The organism is Jatrophihabitans telluris, from assembly GCF_023516435.1.
In the GTDB taxonomy this organism is placed as follows: domain Bacteria; phylum Actinomycetota; class Actinomycetes; order Mycobacteriales; family Jatrophihabitantaceae; genus Jatrophihabitans_A; species Jatrophihabitans_A telluris.
Map to the genome: position 1 here is coordinate 3,111,030 of NZ_CP097332.1, position 17,518 is coordinate 3,128,547.

19 protein-coding genes are annotated in these 17,518 nt (G+C 69.3%); 3 read left to right on the forward strand and 16 right to left on the reverse strand.

Going from position 1 to position 17,518, the window contains the following annotated elements; translation table 11 throughout:
* Positions 1–66: 66 nt before the first annotated feature.
* The 7 genes from dusB to M6D93_RS14405 all read right to left on the reverse strand — a co-directional run bounded on the left by dusB (position 67) and on the right by M6D93_RS14405 (position 6,201).
* Positions 67–1,206 carry a tRNA dihydrouridine synthase DusB gene (dusB, locus tag M6D93_RS14375; protein ID WP_249770039.1) on the reverse strand — a complete coding sequence of 380 codons (1,140 nt, stop codon included), beginning with the start codon at positions 1,204–1,206 and terminating at the stop codon, positions 67–69.
* A 4-nt stretch (positions 1,207–1,210) separates the two neighbouring features.
* Positions 1,211–2,590, reverse strand: a complete 1,380-nt coding sequence (locus M6D93_RS14380; RefSeq protein ID WP_249770041.1) for a glycine--tRNA ligase — start codon at positions 2,588–2,590, stop codon at positions 1,211–1,213.
* A complete protein-coding gene (locus M6D93_RS14385; RefSeq protein WP_249770043.1) occupies positions 2,566–3,786 on the reverse strand; it encodes a phosphatase PAP2 family protein in 1,221 nt (406 codons plus the stop codon). Before M6D93_RS14385 ends, M6D93_RS14380 begins: the two co-directional genes overlap by 25 nt.
* A 187-nt stretch (positions 3,787–3,973) precedes the next feature.
* Entirely contained in the window at positions 3,974–4,333 is a 360-nt protein-coding gene (locus M6D93_RS14390) for an antibiotic biosynthesis monooxygenase family protein (RefSeq protein WP_249770045.1), read from the reverse strand.
* Positions 4,330–5,130, reverse strand: coding sequence for an isoprenyl transferase (locus tag M6D93_RS14395; RefSeq protein ID WP_249770047.1), 801 nt, complete (start codon positions 5,128–5,130; stop codon positions 4,330–4,332). The genes M6D93_RS14390 and M6D93_RS14395 overlap by 4 nt, the downstream gene beginning before the upstream one ends.
* Positions 5,131–5,178: 48 nt before the next feature.
* On the reverse strand, positions 5,179–5,946 hold the full coding sequence (gene recO, locus M6D93_RS14400; RefSeq protein WP_249770049.1) for a DNA repair protein RecO: 768 nt from the start codon (positions 5,944–5,946) through the stop codon (positions 5,179–5,181).
* 75 nt (positions 5,947–6,021) lie between these two features.
* The gene (locus tag M6D93_RS14405; protein ID WP_249770051.1) at positions 6,022–6,201 is read right to left on the reverse strand and encodes a hypothetical protein; all 180 of its coding nucleotides are present in this window, start codon (positions 6,199–6,201) and stop codon (positions 6,022–6,024) included.
* Between the two features lie 69 nt (positions 6,202–6,270).
* Here M6D93_RS14405 and M6D93_RS14410 point away from each other — a divergent pair, with 69 nt between their 5' ends.
* A complete protein-coding gene (locus M6D93_RS14410; RefSeq protein ID WP_249770053.1) occupies positions 6,271–7,212 on the forward strand; it encodes an acyltransferase domain-containing protein in 942 nt (313 codons plus the stop codon).
* Here M6D93_RS14410 and M6D93_RS14415 read toward each other — a convergent pair.
* Both M6D93_RS14415 and era read right to left on the reverse strand, forming a co-directional pair.
* Complete coding sequence (locus M6D93_RS14415) at positions 7,141–8,409, reverse strand: MFS transporter (protein WP_249770055.1); 1,269 nt, start codon at positions 8,407–8,409, stop codon at positions 7,141–7,143. The genes M6D93_RS14410 and M6D93_RS14415 overlap by 72 nt on opposite strands.
* 16 nt (positions 8,410–8,425) lie before the next feature.
* Complete coding sequence (gene era / locus M6D93_RS14420; RefSeq protein ID WP_249770057.1) at positions 8,426–9,421, reverse strand: GTPase Era; 996 nt, start codon at positions 9,419–9,421, stop codon at positions 8,426–8,428.
* A gap of 107 nt (positions 9,422–9,528) precedes the next feature.
* Here era and M6D93_RS14425 point away from each other — a divergent pair, with 107 nt between their 5' ends.
* Together M6D93_RS14425 and M6D93_RS14430 are read left to right on the forward strand one after the other, a co-directional pair.
* Positions 9,529–11,139 carry an amidohydrolase gene (locus M6D93_RS14425; RefSeq protein ID WP_249770059.1) on the forward strand — a complete coding sequence of 537 codons (1,611 nt, stop codon included), beginning with the start codon at positions 9,529–9,531 and terminating at the stop codon, positions 11,137–11,139.
* Between the two features lie 34 nt (positions 11,140–11,173).
* Positions 11,174–11,761 carry a hypothetical protein gene (locus M6D93_RS14430; RefSeq protein WP_249770061.1) on the forward strand — a complete coding sequence of 196 codons (588 nt, stop codon included), beginning with the start codon at positions 11,174–11,176 and terminating at the stop codon, positions 11,759–11,761.
* A gap of 54 nt (positions 11,762–11,815) precedes the next feature.
* Here M6D93_RS14430 and M6D93_RS14435 read toward each other — a convergent pair whose 3' ends face one another.
* The 7 genes from M6D93_RS14435 to dnaJ form a co-directional block, all read right to left on the reverse strand.
* The gene (locus M6D93_RS14435; RefSeq protein WP_249770063.1) at positions 11,816–12,175 is read right to left on the reverse strand and encodes a cytidine/deoxycytidylate deaminase family protein; all 360 of its coding nucleotides are present in this window, start codon (positions 12,173–12,175) and stop codon (positions 11,816–11,818) included.
* Positions 12,168–13,466, reverse strand: a complete 1,299-nt coding sequence (locus M6D93_RS14440; protein ID WP_249770065.1) for a hemolysin family protein — start codon at positions 13,464–13,466, stop codon at positions 12,168–12,170. Before M6D93_RS14440 ends, M6D93_RS14435 begins: the two co-directional genes overlap by 8 nt.
* Positions 13,467–13,518: 52 nt before the next feature.
* Positions 13,519–14,028, reverse strand: a complete 510-nt coding sequence (gene ybeY / locus M6D93_RS14445) for an rRNA maturation RNase YbeY (protein WP_249770067.1) — start codon at positions 14,026–14,028, stop codon at positions 13,519–13,521.
* Positions 14,025–15,032 (reverse strand): PhoH family protein, encoded by a 1,008-nt coding sequence (locus M6D93_RS14450; protein WP_430667194.1) that lies wholly within the window; start codon positions 15,030–15,032, stop codon positions 14,025–14,027. Before M6D93_RS14450 ends, ybeY begins: the two co-directional genes overlap by 4 nt.
* A gap of 148 nt (positions 15,033–15,180) precedes the next feature.
* Entirely contained in the window at positions 15,181–15,528 is a 348-nt protein-coding gene (locus M6D93_RS14455) for an HIT domain-containing protein (RefSeq protein ID WP_249770071.1), read from the reverse strand.
* 74 nt (positions 15,529–15,602) lie between these two features.
* Positions 15,603–16,376, reverse strand: a complete 774-nt coding sequence (locus tag M6D93_RS14460) for a 16S rRNA (uracil(1498)-N(3))-methyltransferase (protein ID WP_249770073.1) — start codon at positions 16,374–16,376, stop codon at positions 15,603–15,605.
* On the reverse strand, positions 16,376–17,515 hold the full coding sequence (gene dnaJ, locus M6D93_RS14465; protein WP_249770075.1) for a molecular chaperone DnaJ: 1,140 nt from the start codon (positions 17,513–17,515) through the stop codon (positions 16,376–16,378). Before dnaJ ends, M6D93_RS14460 begins: the two co-directional genes overlap by 1 nt.
* Positions 17,516–17,518 lie beyond the last annotated feature (3 nt).

The following is a 17,518-nucleotide window of genomic DNA, read 5'->3' on the forward strand; positions in this document are numbered from 1 at the left end:
GGTAAGGGCTTTCGGGGACGCCGAAGGGGCTGTGATCTCAGCCGATTGTTGGCTTCCTCACTCGGTTCAGCCGCCCGAGTCGGACAGTTCGGCCCCGAAGGGCACCTGCCGCGTCTCGCGGTCGGTCAGCCAGCCCTCCGGCAGCGTCACCGGCCGCGCCCCGGAGGTCCGGCCGCGCGGCTGGCCGAGCACGTCGGTCGGAAACGGCTGGCTCATGTCCAGCTGGCCGAGCAGGTCGGCCAGTTCGCCCAGGCCGGAGGCCATCGCCATCGACTGACGCAGGCCCTTGGGGACGGAGAAACCCTTGAGGTACCAGGCCACGTGCTTGCGGAAGTCCGTGACGCCGCGCTGCTCACCGAGCCAGTCCCCCAGCAGTTCGGCGTGGCGGTACATCGCGCGGGCCACCTCGCTCAGGTCGGGCAGCGTGAGCTGGTTCCCACCGGCGAAGGCCGCGGCCAGATCGGCGAACAACCACGGACGGCCCAGGCACCCCCGGCCCACGACCACGCCGGCGCAGCCCGTTTCCCGCACCATCCGGATCGCGTCGGCCGCCTCCCAGATGTCGCCGTTGCCGAGGACCGGGATGTCCAGCAGGGCGGCCAGTTCGGCGATGGGTTCCCAATCGGCCTCGCCGCCGTAGAACTGGGCCGCGGTGCGTCCGTGCAGGGCGACGTAGGCCACGCCGGCGTCCTGGGCGCGCAGGGCCGCCTCCCGGTAGGTGAGGTGGTCGGCGTCGATGCCCAGGCGCATCTTGACCGTGACCGGGATCTGCCCGTCCGCTGCCTGCACCGCCTGCCGGACCAGATCCTGGAACAGATTTATCCGCCACGGAAGGGCCGATCCGCCACCGCGGCGGGTGACCTTGGGGACCGGGCAGCCGAAGTTCAGGTCCACGTGATCGGCCAGATCGTCCTCGACGATCATTCGCACCGCGCGGCTCACCACGGCGGGGTCGACGCCGTAGAGCTGCATCGACCGAGGCGTCTCCCCGGCCCCGAACCGGATCATGTCCATCGTCTTGGCGTTGCGTTCCACCAGCGCGCGGGAGGTGATCATCTCGCAGATGTAGAGGCCGGCGCCGTATTCGCGGCACAGCTGACGGAACGCGACGTTGGTGATCCCGGCCAGGGGTGCCAGCACCACCGGCGGGTCGACCGTGATGCGATCGCCCAGCCGCAGGGGTGCGGTGGCAGTCCAGGTGGTCATCGGATCAGCAGCCGGGCAGCCGCTCGGACAGGTAGCCGACCACCTTGTCGAGCGCGACCCGATCCTGCGACATCGAGTCCCGGTCCCGGATCGTCACGGCCTGGTCGTCGAGGGTGTCGAAGTCGATCGTCACGCAGTAAGGCGTGCCGATCTCGTCCTGCCGCCGGTACCGCTTGCCGATGGCCTGGGTCTCGTCGTACTCCACGGCCCAGAACTGGCGGAGCTGGCTGGCCAGGTCCCGTGCCTTCGGCGTGAGGTCGGCGTGCTTGGACAGCGGCAGCACCGCGGCCTTGATCGGGGCGAGCCGCTTGTCGAATCGCAGCACCGTCCGCTTGTCGACGCCGCCCTTGGTGTTGGGTGCCTCGTCCTCGGCGTAGGCGTCGAGCAGGAACGCCAGGGTGGCCCGGGTGAGCCCCGCGGCCGGTTCGATCACGAAGGGCCGGTAGCGGACGTTGGTTTCGGGATCGAGGTAGGACAGATCCACTCCGGAGTGCTCCGAATGCGTGGTGAGGTCGAAGTCGGTCCGGTTGGCGATGCCCTCGAGTTCGGCGAACTCCGAGCCGCCGAACTCGAAGCGGTACTCGATGTCGACCGTGCGCTTGGAGTAGTGCGACAGCTTCTCCTTCGGGTGCTCGAAGAAGCGCAGATTCTCCTGCCGGATACCCAGGCCGGTGTACCAGTCCCAGCGAGCCTTCAGCCAGTACTCGTGCCAGGTCTCGTCCTCACCCGGCGGGACGAAGAATTCCATCTCCATCTGCTCGAACTCGCGGGTCCGGAAGATGAAGTTGCCCGGGGTGATCTCGTTGCGGAAGGACTTACCCGTCTGGGCGATGCCGAACGGTGGCTTCTTGCGGGCCGAGGTCATGACGTTCTTGAAGTTGAGGAAGATGCCCTGCGCCGTCTCCGGACGCAGATAGGCCAGGCCGGATTCGTCCTCGACCGGGCCCAGGTAGGTCTTGAGCAAGCCGGAGAACGGGCGCGGTTCGGTCCAGGTGTGGCGGTTTCCGCAGTTGGGGCAGGCGATGTCGTCCAGGCCGTTGGCGGGCGGGGAACCCTTCTTGTTCTCGTACTCCTCGATGAGGTGATCGGCCCGGTAGCGCTTGTGGCAGTGGGTGCACTCGGTGAGCGGGTCGGTGAAGGTCGCTACGTGACCGGAGGCTTCCCAGACAGCCGGGGGCAGCACGACCGCCGAGTCCAGGCCGACGATGTCGTCCCGCGTGGTGACCATGGCCCGCCACCACTGCCGGCGGATGTTCTCCTTGAGCTCGACGCCGAGGGGGCCGTAATCCCACGCCGACCGGGTGCCGCCGTAGATCTCCGCTGCGGGGAAGACAAAGCCCCGGCGCTTGGCCAGGCTGACTACGGCATCGTTGCGGTCGGGCACGTCGGGACTCCATCGGACATCGGGAATCCGGCATCGGACTCCACAGGGCGCGGCGAAACTGAGATCACCTCAGGGTATCTGCCGACGCGGGGTCCATTCCCATCACCGGCGGCCACTGGCGGCGCTAGGGCATTGAGCCGGACGCGCCGTCGCGCTTGGTGGACGTCCCACCGGTGGGATGCCGCGGTCACCCCGAGCGTGATCAACCAGCCGAGCAGGATGTCGAAGACGTAGTGCTCGGCGCCGTAGACGAGGACGAAGGCCATGGCCAGCGGGTAGGCGACCAGCAGCGGCCGCCAGCGTCTACGGACTCTCGGCCACAGGAACATCGACACCAGCAACGTGGTCGCGGCGTGCAGCGACGGGACGGCGGCAACCAGGTTGACCTTGGCCTGCCCGGTCTCGAGCAGCGCGCTGGCCTCGTTCAGATGCAGGCGCTTGAAGCCACGGCTGGTGACGCGTTCGACGTAGGCATGCGCGCCGGAGTGGTGGGGGACGACGGCCTCACCGAGGATTCCGACGTCCCCGTCCTGGGCCGTTCCGGTCACCATGCACGGCGGATCGGACACGCCACCGGCGACCTGGGCCGCGGTGCACCGGGCAGCGGCCCACGGAGGGGCAGCGGGCATCAGGATGAAGCCGGCCAGGCCGATGAACGACATGGCGACGAACCGGACGACGAACTTCTTCCACTCGTGGCGGTCTCGCAGCCACCAGACGACGGCGACGAGATACGGGCTCAGGTAGTACGAGACGTAGACAGTGCTGACGGCGACTTCCCACCACGGTGGCTGTACCTGTTTGAGCTGCGACTGCAGCCACACGGTCGGGTCGTGTCCGAAGAACAGGGCCTCGTCGAAACGGGCCTGGAAGAACCACACGGTCGGGCGGCCGACCACATCGGCCACCCCGCGGGTCTGGTCGTACACGGCGAGCAGGACGGCGAAGGGCAGCCAGTCCCGGATCACCGGCCAGACCTTGCGCTTGCCGATGCCGGTAATGATCAGGCCGAGGGCCATGAGGGCGAACAGTTCGTTGCGGTCCTCGGGGATCCCCTTCTGCTTGATGAGGATCAGCAACGCGAGTGCGTACAGGCCGAGCAGGGTACGGCGGATCGTGATGAGCTGCGTGGGGCTGAAGAGGCGGAACTGGCTCGGAAGGCGGCGCGGGCGGCGCGTGAACGGATCCGCGGGCATGAGATCGGCGTCGCGGACACCGCCTTCGATGAGTTCGACGGTGTCCGAACCGGCCCACTCAGGGGCGTCCGGTGTGCCGGATTCGGTCGTCGTCAGGACCCTCGCCCCCCTGTCTCAACATCGTCTCAACATCGCGTTCAAATAAATCTTCAATGACTGTTCAACTGATGTTCGTCAGTCCACTCTGTCAGAAATCCCCTTCAGCCGAAAAATCCCGCCGGAAATCGGGGGCTAGATCGCTACGACCTACCTCGGCGATGCCGGTTGCCGAGTCGGCCAGCAGCTCTTCGAATCCGCTGGGCTGGTCCAGCGCCTGGGCGAAGAACGGGGTCGACATCTTGACCTCGTAGCCGCCCAGCCCGCGCCGGTAGGCACCGACCGAATCCCAGTGGGTCACCAGCACCCAGGCGTTCTCGTCGTCGGTGGACCGCCCGAAGGATCCGGACCGGTATCCGGGCCGGGCCGCCAGCGCCGTCATCGCGACGGTGGCCTGTTCGATGAAGGTGACGTCATCGACCGTGGGCCGGAAGTGGATGACGGAGATCACAGGGCCTGCCCGGTCGGGGTGTCGATCGCACCGCCGTAGCGGCGGTCCCGGCCCGCGTAGCTCTGGCAGGCGGCCCACAGGTGCCGCCGGTCGAAATCGGGCCAGGGCGTATCCACGAACACCAGCTCCGCGTAGGCCGACTGCCACAGCAGGAAGTTGCTCGTCCGCTGCTCCCCCGAGGTCCTGATGAACAGGTCCACGTCCGGCAGGTCCGGTTCGTCGAGGTAGCGAGCAAAGGTCTTCTCATCGATCTTGTCCGGATTGAGCCGGCCGTCGGCCGCCAGCTGCGCGATCCGTTTGGTGGCGTCGACGATCTCGGCCCGGCCACCGTAGTTGACGCAGAACTGAAGGGTCAGCCGGTCATTGGCGCGGGTGTACCGCTCGGCGTCCTCCAGCTGGCTGAGCACCGTGCGCCACAGCCGCGGTCGTCGCCCGGCCCAGCGGATACGCACGCCGAGGTCGTTGAGCTCGTCGCGCCGCCGGCGGATGACGTCCTTGTTGAAACCCATCAGAAACCGGACCTCGTCCGGGGACCGCCGCCAGTTCTCGGTGGAGAAGGCGTAGGCCGAGATGACCTTGACGCCGATCTGCATCGCTCCGAAGAGGACGTCCATGAGCGCGCCCTCGCCGGCCCGGTGCCCTTCGGTGCGAGGCAGGCCCCGCTGGTTGGCCCAGCGACCGTTGCCGTCCATAACGATCGCGATGTGACGCGGGACCAGATCGGCCGGGATCACCGGTGGCCGGGCTCCGGACGGGTGCGGCGGAGGGTCGGGCCAGCGTTGGTCGCGGACGGGCATCCTGACAACTTAGCTCTCTCGGCGGTATGCGCAGCGAGCGGCGCGATCTCAGCGGTCGACCAGAGGCAGTGAGCGGATTCCGCGCTCCAGATGCCACTGCAGATGGGCGGCGATCAAGCCGCTGGCCTCGCGAGCGATCGGGGCGGCCGTACCGTCGGCGAAAGCCCAGTCCCCGTTGAGCAGGCTCGACATCAGGTTCAGCGAGCCCGGCTGCGGCCGCACGGCGCCTGACGGTCGGCAGTTGGCGCAGACGGCCCCGCCGGCCGCGATGTGGAACGCGGCATGCGGCCCGGCCGCCGAACACACCGCACAGTCGGCCAGTGCCGGTTCCCACCCCGCCAGCGACATCGAGCGGATGAGGAACGCGTCCAGGATCAGCGACGGGTCGTGGTCGCGATTGGCCAGGGCGCGCAGGGCACCGACGACGAGCAGGTACTGCCGCAGCGCGGGTTCGCCCTCCTCCGCCGTGAGCCGCTCGGCGGTCTCACAGATCGCCACCGCCGCCGTCCAGGCCGGGTAGTCGGTGGACAACCGCGCGCCGAAGTTGTCGACCGTCTCGACCTGTGTCACCAGATCCAGCCCGTTGTGGCGAGGGTGCCCGCGGGCCGCGTCGGGCTCGGCGGTGCGAGTGTGCAGCTGGACGTCGATCTGGCTACCTGGTTCGAGCCGGGCGCCGTAGCGCGACATCGTCCGGCGCACGCCCTTGCCGACGGCGCGGATGCGCCCGTGCCGCTTCGTGAGCAGCGTGACGATCCGGTCGGCTTCGCCGAGCTTGTGAACCCGGAGCACGACCGCCTCATCGCGGTAGAGCGGCATGGCTGCATTGTCCCTGACGGATCCGACATCGCGCCCACCGACGCGGGGAATCGGCCCGCGATGGTGCGGGGGCCGTCAGTCGCGGCGGTCGCTGCCCCAGAGTCCACCGAAGACGCCGCCGTTGAACCTGTCCTGATCGGAGTTCTCCCGCCGGGGGCCGGTGATGTCGCCTGGGCGCCGACGACCCGACAGCAGTACCGGAAGGCCGAGCGCGACAGCGAAGAAGCCGATGGTGGCCAGCACGGCGAAGAACATGCCTCCACTGTCCCCCCCTGGCGCCGGTGCGTCGAGTGATCCGGTTGCCGCCGTCGATATGGTGCGGGAATGTCACCGTCGCCGGCCCAGTCCGCCCTGGGCCGTCTCGACCCGGCGCGGCTGGCGGCGCTCGGTTTCGCCGATGCCGATGCCGCTGACACCCTCGGCGCCGCCGCGGCCGTACTGGCCCTGCCCGCCGACTCAGCGACGCATGGTCGGTTCGCGAAGTCGGTGGAGCAGCTTCGCGGGCGCATCGGCCGATTCCTCACCGAACCCGCGCGTAGCCGGTCCCGCCAACTGGCCGGCTCACCGCGCACGCCGGGTGAGCCCGTCCCCGTCGATGTCCTGCGGCTGCTGGCCTACCTGGCCACAGTCGAGGATGTGGTGCGGTTCCACCGCAGCCGTCGGGTCGAGGAGGCGACGAGTGCGGCAACGCTGGCTGACCTGGGCCGAAACGCCGCGTTGCACCGGCGTACCCACGACGAGTTCGGCCTGGAGAGTTACCGGTGGCTGGAGGGTCACTGGCAGGGTTCGCTGTACCAGGTGGGCCGCTTGCAGTACGAGTTCGAGCACCGCCGGGGCGTCGACGGCAGCGACCATTGGCTCGCCGCCGTGCACATCCCGGAGTCGGGCCCGCTGTCCGAGACCGCGGTTCAGCAGTCCCTGGATGACTTCGCCCGCTTCGCCGCCGGCGCCTTCAGCGAGCTGCAGATCACCGAGCTCACCTGCGAGAGCTGGATGCTGGATCCGCAACTGGGCGACTACCTGCCGTCCGCGTCCAACATCCTGTGCTTCCAGCGGCGGTTCGAACTGACCGACCTGGCCGAGGCCGCCGAGGGCAGCCTGGTCGCCACCGACGCCGACATCGTCTACTTCGTCTTCCGCCGCCGGGAGCGCTCCGGCGCGCCGCGGCTGGACGGCCTGCCCCGCCAGACCCGGCTACAGCGGGCGATTGTCGATCATCTGGCCGCCGGCGGCCATTGGCACGCCCGGCACGGCCGGCTGCGCTGAGGTCGCTCGCAACGAACCGTCCAGCCGCGCGAAGAGGCACCACGCCAACACGCCGGCCGACATCGCACATCCCACGGGAATCCAGAAGGCCACCCGAGCGCCGTGCACGTCGGCGAAACCGCCGCCGACCGCGGCGCCGACTCCGTAACCGACGGACAGCCCGGTCCCGATCCAGGTCAGGCCCTCGGTCAGAGCCTCCGACGGCACGATCGCATCCACGAGGCCGAACGCGGCGATGAGGGTGGGCGCGGTCCCGAGGCCGACCAGGGCGATGCACAAGGCGAGTTCGGGCACCCGATCCGGAACGAAGGTCAGCAGCGGCAGCAGGGCGAAGACCGACGCGGCGAGGACGAAGCGGACGAGCAGCGGCGAGCGCCAGTGCCGGGCGCCGTAGAGCAGACCGGCCAGCCCGCTACCGAGGGCGAAACAGGCCACCACCCAGCCCGAGGACGAGCGCTGACCGTGCTGGCCGCAGAAGGCAACCATGACCACCTCGACACTGCCGAAGGTTCCGCCGACGGAAACCATCACCAGCGAGATGAGCAGCATTCCCTTGCTGCGCAAAGCGAAAGCCCGGCGCTGTCCGGCGATGCGGGTGACGACAGGAGGTTCACTCGACCGCTGCCGGGTCAGCCACACCGACCCGATGGCGACCATGACGAGCGCGAAGCCCAAGGTCACCAGCGGATCGGTCTGGGTGGCGAGGATGGTCCCGGCCAACGGTCCCAGTACGAAGATCAATTCATCGAGGGTGGACTCGATCGAATAGCCCGTCGAACGCTGGGGCGCATCACCAGGCCAGAAGAACGACCAGCGCGCCCGGACCAGGGCGCCGACGTTGAGGAACGTGAAACCCATCGCGGCCGCGGGCACCGGCAGCGTCCACAGCGCGGCGTGCCCGGCGATCAGGCCGGCCAGCACGATCGTCGAGGCCAGGTGCGCCAGCAGGTACGGGGGCAGCACGCGATGCTGCCCGAGCCGGTCGACCAGTGTGCCGGCGAGTGGATTGCCCAGAGCACCGCCGATGACGTAGCAGCCGGACAGCACACCGGCGAAGCCGTACTCACCGGTGCGGCCGGAGATGATGAGCACCAGCGCGATCGGGTAGACCGCGATCGAGAAGCGGAAGACGAAGCCGGCGGCGGAGAAGGCACTCGTGCCCGGCCGCGCGTAGGCGGCTTTATACTTGTTCAGCAAGGGATATCACGATTTATCAGAATCCGAGTCGGTCGAGCTTCTTCGGGTCACGCTGCCATTCGGCCAGCACCGCGACGTGCAGGTTGAGAAAGACCCGTCGTCCCAGCAGGGCTTCGATGTCGCCGCGGGCCACCGTACCGATGTCGCGCAAGCGCTGACCACCACGGCCGAGGATGATCGGCTTCTGGCTGCTGCGCTCCAGATGGATCGTGGCGAAGATGTCCAGCAGGGCCGGCTTACCAGCGGCCCTTCCGGTGTGTTTGCCGGTGCTTTCGGTGGTGTTCCTGGCGGGTTCGTCGGTGGGGTCATCGCCGGTGTCGACCCGTTCGTTCATCTCCTCCACCGTGACCGCGATCGAGTGCGGAAGCTCGTCCCGCACGTCAGCGAGCGCGGCCTCTCGGATCAATTCGGCGATGCGCGCCTCGTCGCTCTCGTCGGTGGCGATGTCCTCGGGGTAGAGGGCCGGACCCTCGGGCAGCTTGGCGATGATCAGGTCGGCCAACAGCCCCACCTGGTCCCCCGAGACCGCCGAGACCGGCACCACGTCGGCGAACTCGCCCAGCTTCGACATGGCCATGAGTTGTTCGGCGACCCGTTGCCGGCTCGTCGCGTCGGTCTTGGTCACGATCGCGACCACCGGCGCCCGAAGCTGCTTGAGTTCCTCGGCGATGTAACGGTCCCCCGGACCGATCTTCTGGTCGGCGGGCACGCAGAAGCCGATGACGTCGACATCCGCCAGGGTGTTGCGGACCACGTCGTTGAGTCGCTCTCCCAGCAGGGTGCGAGGCCGGTGCAACCCCGGGGTGTCGACCAGTACGAGCTGCCCGTCCGGACGGCTGAGCAGGCCCCGAACCGCCCGGCGGGTGGTCTGCGGCTTGTCCGAGGTGATGACGATCTTGCTGCCCACGAGCGCGTTGGTGAGGGTGGACTTGCCGGCGTTGGGGCGGCCGACGAACGCCACGAACCCGGAGCGGTGCACAGCAGGGGGCGCAGCATCGTCGTCATTGACCATGCCTTCATTCTCTCACCCTCCCCACCCCGGCTTTCGCGGCCGGAATACTCGGAATTCCGCGAAATTCTGAGCATTGGGGCCGCGAAAGCCGTGGGAGGATCGCCGACGTGCCGACCCCGACCCTGCTGCTGAAGTCCGTCCGTCTCCTGGGATCCGACCGGCCCGTCGACGTCCAGGTGGCCGCCGGGGTCATCACCTCGATCAGACCTGCGCCCAGCGGCGGCCGGACGGGCTCCGGCACCGGCTCCGGCTCCGGCTCCGGCTCCAGCTCCCGCTCCAGCTCCGGCTCCGGCTCCGGCTCCGGCTCCGGCTCCGGCTCCGGCTCCGGCTCCGACGAGATCGTGCACGCGGACGGCCGCTGGCTGGTCCCCGGTCTCTGGGATCATCACGTGCATTTCGACCAGTGGGCCCAGGTCAGCCGGCGTCTGGACCTGGCTTCGGCCCGCTCCGCCGCCCAGGCCGCCGGACTCGTCCGCGCGTGGCTGGCCAGTTCACTCACCGCGCAGGACGATGACCCGCAGCTGCCGATCGTCGGCTACGGCTTCCGCGACGCGCTGTGGCCGGACTCGCCCGCCCGGGCGGTGCTCGACGAGACCACCGGCGACCGCGCGGCCGTGCTGGTCAGCGCCGATCTCCACAGCGCCTGGCTGAACTCGGCCGCGCTGCGCCGCTACGGACACCCCGACCATCCCACCGGCCTGCTGCAGGAAGAGGACGCGATGGCCGTCCTCGGGGCGCTCAGCGCGGTTCCCGACGACATCGCCGACCGGTGGGCCGCCAGCGCCGCCACCGCAGCCGCCGCCCGGGGTGTCGTCGGAATCGTCGATCTGGAAAGGCCTTTCCCCCTGAACGCTTGGCTGCGCCGGGTCGCCGCCGGGCAGCGAAGCCTGCGGGTCCGCACCGGCGTCTGGGCCGAATCGCTCGAGGCAGCGATCGGTCGCGGACTGCGGTCCGGAGCTGCGGTCGCCGGCGGCGCCGGGTTGATCACCATGGGGCCGTTCAAGGTGATCACGGACGGCTCGCTCAACACCCGAACCGCCTACTGCCACGACCGCTACCCCGGCGTGAGCGATGAGAACCACCCCTTCGGGCTACTCGTGGTCCCACCCGAGACCGTTCGGCCGCTGCTGCGGCGTGCCACCGAGGCCGGCCTGCGCTGTGCGGTGCACGCCATCGGCGATCATGCCAACGCGCTGGCGATCGAGTCCTTCGCCGCCACCGGGGCCCGGGGCAGCATCGAGCACGCCCAACTGCTCGACTCCGAAGACGTGCAGCGGTTCGCCGAACTCGGACTGGTGGCCAGCGTCCAGCCGGAACACGCCATGGACGACCGCGACGTGGCCGAACACCATTGGGCGGGACGGACCGGCCGGGCCTTCGTCCTGCGGAGCCTGCTCGATGCCGGGGCCCGCCTCGCCCTGGGTTCGGATGCGCCCGTAGCCCCGCTGGACCCGTGGGTCAGCATGGCGGCGGCGGTGTTCCGAAGCCGGGACGGCCGCCAGCCCTGGCATCCGGAACAGCGGATCACGCCGACGGAGGCCCTCGGTGCCAGCACCGGTGATCCGACCTCGCCCCGGACGGTCCCCCGCGCCGGCGACGTCGCCGATCTGGTGCTGTGTGAGGCCGATCCGCTGACCGCGGACGCGCGGACGCTTCGCTCGATGGGTGTGTCGGGGACGCTGCTCGGCGGCGAGTGGACCTTCCGCGCCGGCATCTGACGGCGCCCGTCCCGGCCTGGCTAGGATCGCGGGCATGCCGCGAACTCGGGCCTTTCCGGTCACCGTGGCCGTCGTCGTCACCGAACTCGTGATGGCCCTGGCGGGCGCGGAGATCAGCTTCGAGGCGATGCAGCACGACTACAGCTACCGCGGCACGACCGGACTGTTGTTGCGCTCCTTCGGCGCCCCCCTTGCCGCCCCCTGGCACTCGCTCGCCTGGCAGTACGCCGGCCCGTCGCTCGTTCTCGGCCTGGTGATCTATCTGTTGTTGCTGGGGATCACGACGGCGGTACTCACCGGGGCGCTGCACGGTCCGCGCAGCACGGCCGCGCTGTTCATCGGGATCTGGGGTCTGACCACGTTGAGCCTGGCGGTCGCCGAGACCGTACGGCTGCTGCTGGCCGGCGGTGAGCAGGCGCGCGCCGCGGCCGGCGAACAGACCACGCTCTACGCGTTCAGCTACGGCCCGGCGATGATCCATCACGCCGTGTACTACGGATGGATCCCCGCGATCATCGGCACCGTGACCGGCTCGATCAGCGCGCACTGGGCCGCGGCCCGGCAGCTCCGTCGATCTGACCTCGCCCACACCGCGGCGATACCGACCCGGCCGATCGCCTGAGAAGCCGGGTCGGTCCGAGCGGAGGGCCGGTTACGCCTGAGCGAACCGTCTACCTCAGCTGTGCGGCTCTCCCGATCCGTCGACGAAGAACACCGAGACCCCGGGGGTCATGTCGTGCACGGCCGCGGCCCCGGCGGCATCGCCCGGAGCATCAGCCAGTACGACCGCGGCCTCCAGCGAGCGAGCCCCGGAGGAGACGGCCATAGCCACCGCCACCTGTAGCGCGGACAGCGTCAGCGACGCCAGTTCCACCGAGGCCGCGACATAGGTGCGTCCATCGCTGTCACGCACCGCCGCGCCGGACCTGGCCCGGGTGCGGGCGCGCGTCGAGCGGGCCAGGGTCACCAGCTTCGCGTCCTCGGGATTGGCGACATCGAAGCCGGATTCGGGTTCGGTCGCGGGAAGGTCAGTCATCTACGTCGCCGTCCTCGTCGTCGGGTTGGGACAACCGTCGGGCCAGCACCGTGTCGATTCGGTTGCGCCTGCCGCCGGCGTTCTCGGCCGTCAGCTCGAGACCGTAGGCCTCGACCTGCGAACCGGGAATCGGCACCCGGCCGAGCAGTTGCGCCATCAGCCCGCCCACGGTCTCGACGTCATCGCCGCGCGGCAGTTCCACGCCGAGGAGTTCGCCCAGATCCTCCACCGGCAGCCGAGCCGTCAGACGGTAGGACCCGTCGGGAAGCTGTTCCACCGGAGGGCGCTCGACGTCGTACTCGTCGCGGATCTCCCCGACGATCTCCTCGAGCACGTCCTCGATGGTCACCAGCCCGGCGGTGCCGCCGTACTCGTCGATGACGACTGCCATGTGCGAGTTCCGCGCCTGCATCTCGCGCAACAACTCGTCGACCGGTTTGGATTCCGGGACGAAGGTGGCCGGCCGCATGACTTCGTCGATCTTGGTCTGCTTGGCGTGCTCGGGATCCTGGGCCCGGCGGATGAGGTCCTTGAGGTACACCAACCCGACCACGTCGTCGATGTTGTCGGCCACGACGGGGATCCGGCTGAACCCAGAACGCATGGCCAGGGCCAGGGCCTGCGGCACCGTCTTGGTCGACTCGATCCACACCACGTCGGTGCGCGGCACCATCACCTCACGGGCGATCGTGTCGCCGAGCTCGAAGACGGACTGGATCATCTCCCGTTCCCCGCGCTCGACCACCCCGCGGGCCTCGGCCATGTCGACCAGTTCACGGATCTCGACCTCAGAGGAGAACGGTCCGTCGCGATAACCGCGCCCCGGCGTGATGGCGTTGCCCACCAGGATCAGCAGCGACGCCAGCGGACCGAACACCCGAGTCAGCAGCAGCACGATCCGGGCGCCGGCCAGGGCGACCGTGTACGGGTGCTGACGACCCAGAGTCCGTGGACCGACCCCGATCAGGACGTAGGAGACGAGCACCATCACCGCGATCGTGCCGAACACGGTGGGCCAGTCCCGCCCGAACGCCGAGCTGGCCGCGACCGTGACGAACACGGTGGCGGTGACCTCGGCGGCGACCCGTAGCAACAGCAGCAGGGACGTGTGCCGAGCGCGGTCGGCACAGACCTCGGCCAGCGCCTTGGCCCCGCGACGCCCTTCGCGGACGAACTCCTCCACCCGGGCGACGGACACCCGGGCGGTAGCGGCATCGACCGCGGCCAGCGCTCCCGCGGCGGGGACCAGGCAGACGGCTACGACGACGAGGAACACATCAGGTGCGGTCATCGACGCACCGCCCACCGCGACGCGCCGGGTTTATGGCCGGGATCGCCGGGATTCACGAGCGCAGCTCCCCGCCGGTGCCCGGCAGCGGACTCCTGATCGGGGACACGCCGTGCGCGTCGCCCCACTCGGTCACCAGCCGCGTCTGAAGGGTGAACATCTCGCGTTCCTCGTCGGGCTCGCCATGGTCGTAGCCGAGCAGGTGGAGTACGCCGTGGGTGGTGAGCAGGTACAACTCGGCGGCGGTCGTGTGGCCGGCGGCCTCGGCCTGGGCGGCTGCCACTTCCGGGCAGAGGACGACGTCGCCCAGCAGGGCCGGGCCGGGTTCGGGACCCAGACCGGGCTTGTCGTCCAGGGTGTCCATCGGGAACGACATCACGTCCGTCGGCCCGTCCAGGTCCATCCACTGTTTGTGCAGCGTGCTCATCGCCTCGGTGTCGACCACCAGGATTGACAGCTCGGCCAGCGGGTTCACGCCGAGCGAATCAAGAGCGTGCCGGGCAACCGAGGAGATCGCCAGCTCGTCGACGTCCACCCCGGATTCGTTGTTCACCTCAATGGTCATGACCTGGATCGGCCCGTGGTGCTCGGCTCGTAGCGGTCGTAGGCGGCCACGATGTCGCCCACCAGCCGATGCCGGACCACGTCGGCGGCGTCGAGATAGGAGAAGTTGATGTCGTCCACCTCGGTGAGGATGTCGCGCACCACGCGCAGCCCGGACTTCGTCCCGGTCGGCAGGTCGACCTGGGTGATGTCACCGGTCACGACGATCTTGGAGCCGAACCCGAGCCTGGTCAGGAACATCTTCATCTGTTCCGGGGTGGTGTTCTGGGCCTCGTCGAGAATGATGAACGCGTCGTTGAGGGTCCGGCCACGCATGTAAGCCAGCGGCGCCACCTCGATCGTGCCGGCCTGCAGCAGCCGCGGCACCGACTCCGGGTCGAGCATGTCGTGCAAGGCGTCCATCAGCGGCCGAAGGTAGGGGTCGATCTTGTCGTTCAGCGTGCCGGGCAGGAAGCCCAACCGCTCGCCCGCCTCCACAGCCGGCCGGGTCAGGATGATGCGGTTGACGCGCTTTGCCTGCAGGGCCTGCACCGCTTTGGCCACCGCCAGATAGGTCTTGCCGGTGCCGGCGGGGCCGATACCGAAGACGATCGTGTGCTGGTCGATGGCGTCGACGTACCGCTTCTGGTTCACCGTCTTGGGACGGATGTTCTTCCCGCGACGGGAGAGGATGTTGAGGCTGAGCACCTCGGCCGGCCGGTCTTCGGTGTCGGCTTGCAGGATGCCCAGCGAGCGTCCGACGACATCAGGGGTCAGGTTGTGACCGGATTCCAGCAACTGCAGCAACTCCTCGAACAACCGGATGGCGATGGCGTTGTCGCCGGGTTCACCGGTGACTGTGATCTCGTTGCCGCGGACGTGGATCTCAGATCGCAGCCGGGCTTCCATGAGCCGAAGCAGCTCGTCGCGGGCGCCGAGCAGGCCCACCATGGCCGCCTCGCCCGGAACGACGAAGCGGGCCGTCACCCGCTGAGGTCCCTGCCTGACTGGCGTGGGTTCCGACAAGTGGCTGCGCTGCTTTCTGGGCTCTGAACGGCTTCGGCGTGGTGTCTGTTCAACTTTACCGCCGACGCCGACATTCCTTGCCCCGTTTTGTCTCCCGGGGGACGCCTCGGACCCCGTGGGACCAGACAGTGGGCGGGCTTGGCCGGCTTCAGCCGCCGTGGGCCCAGATCTGGCCGCTGCCCGACAGCAGGTGCGCATGGACGTGAAACACGCTCTGTCCTGACTCTGCCCCGGTGTTGAACACCGTCGTGAAGTAGGGCAGCCGCTCCTGCTCGGCGACCGCGGCGACACCGGCCAGCAGGGCCGCGCCGGCCGCGGGGTCGCCGGCGAGTTCGCGGACGTCGCGAAAATGCTGGCGCGGGATCACGAGCAGATGCACCGGAGCCTTCGGCGCGATGTCGCGGAACGCCACCACGTCCGCGTCGGCGTAGACGAACTCGACGCCCATCGAACCCGCGGCGATGGAGCAGAACAAGCAGTCCGGATCAGTGGCCATGACAAGCACCGTATCGCCGCGTCCCGCTGACCGGCGGCCCACCCCGGTCAGCGAAGGCCGGGGTCGGTCTGAGGTCAGGCCCAGCGCCCGGTCAGGGCGGACAGGACCGACAGTGCCGCCGCCCCGGCGGTGGAGGTGCGCATCACCTCGGTGCCCAGCCGGACCGCACGAGCCCCGGCCGCGGTGAAGCTGGCCAGTTCGTCCTCGGCGATCCCGCCTTCGGGCCCGACGACGATGACGACCGAGCCGGTTGGCGGCAGCACGGTCGCGGTCAGCGCGTCGGCCGCATCCTCGTGCAAGACCAGGCTCAGCTCGGCCTGCCGGATGAGCTGGCAGACCTCGGTCGTCGACCTCAACCCCGCCACCTCGGGAAGCGTGGAGCGCCGGCTCTGCTTGGCCGCCTCCGCGGCGGTCCGACGCCACTTGGCGACGCCCTTGTCGACCTTCTCGCCGGCGCGCCACTGGCTGATGGATCGGCTCGCCGACCAGGGCACGATCTCATCGACGCCGAGTTCGGTGAGGACCTCGACCGCCAGCTCAGCTCGTTCACCCTTGGGCAGCGCCTGCACCACCACGAATCGAGGATCGGCGCCGCGCACGTCTTCGACACTCAGCACGGTGAGGCCGACCCGGTCGCCGTCGCCGCCACCACGGGCTGACCCGCCACGCTCGATCGTGGCCACCACCGCCCGCACGCGTCGCCCCCGGCCATCGGACAGGAGGACCTCCTCGGCGACCGCAAGCCGCTTGACCGTCACCGCGTGCCGGGCCTCAGACCCGGTCAGGACGAGCTGGCCGCCGACCTTCGCGGCCGACAGGTCATCGAGAAGGAACAGCGGCGGGGTCATCAGCGCTGGTTGAACGCGTCCCGGACCTTGGCGAACAGACCGGTGCGAGGATGGGCAACGCTCACCTCTTCGCTGCGGAGATCGGCCAGATCGCGCAGCAGCTTCTCTTGGGTGTCATCGAGCCTGGTCGGGGTCCTGACCTCGACATGCACGTGCAGATCACCGCGCGCGGTGCTGCGCAGCTTCGGAACGCCCTTGCCGCGCAGGGTGAAGACCGAGCCGGACTGGGTGCCCGGGCGGATCTCCACCTTCTCCTCGCTGTCCAGCGTCTGCAACGTGATGTCGGTGCCCAGGGCGGCGGCCGTCATCGGCACCCCGATGGTGCAGTGCAGGTCGGAGCCCTCGCGGCTGAACACATCATGCGGCTGCTCGGTGACCTCGATGTAGAGATCGCCCGCTGGGCCACCGCCGGGTCCCACCTCGCCCTGACCCGACATCCGGATACGCATGCCGTCCTCGATGCCTCCGGGGACATCCACCGAGATGGTGCGGCGGGCGCGCACCCGGCCTTCGCCCGCGCAGTTGGGACACGGCGTGGGGATCTGCTGGCCCGTTCCGGCGCAGCTCGGGCACGGTCGCGAGGACATGACCGGTCCGAGCAGGGACCGCTGCATGGACTGGATCTCACCCCGACCTCCGCAGGTGTCGCAGGTTCGCGGCGACGTACCCGGCGCGCACCCGTCGCCGGAACACGTCTGGCACAGCACGGCGGTCTCGACGGCGATGTCCTGGTGGGTGCCGAACGCCATCTCGTTCAGCGAGAGGTCGAGACGGATGAGGGCGTCGCCGCCTTGGCGGACCCGGCTGCGCGGGCCGCGACCGGCCGAGGCGCCACCGAAGAAGGTTTCGAAGATGTCGCCGAAACCACCGAAGCCCCCGAAGGGGTTGCCCTGGCCGCCGGCTCCGCCGCCCGATGAGAGCGGGTCACCGCCCAGGTCGACGACGCGCCGCTTCTCGGGATCGGACAGCACCTCATAGGCCGCCGTGACGTCCTTGAACTTCTCCTGGGCGGAGGCGTCGGGATTGACGTCGGGATGCAGCTCCCGAGCCAGCTTGCGATACGCCCGCTTGATCTCCTCAGCGGTGGCATCGCGCTCGACGCCGAGCAGCGCGTAATAGTCGCGGACGGGGCTGGCCACCAG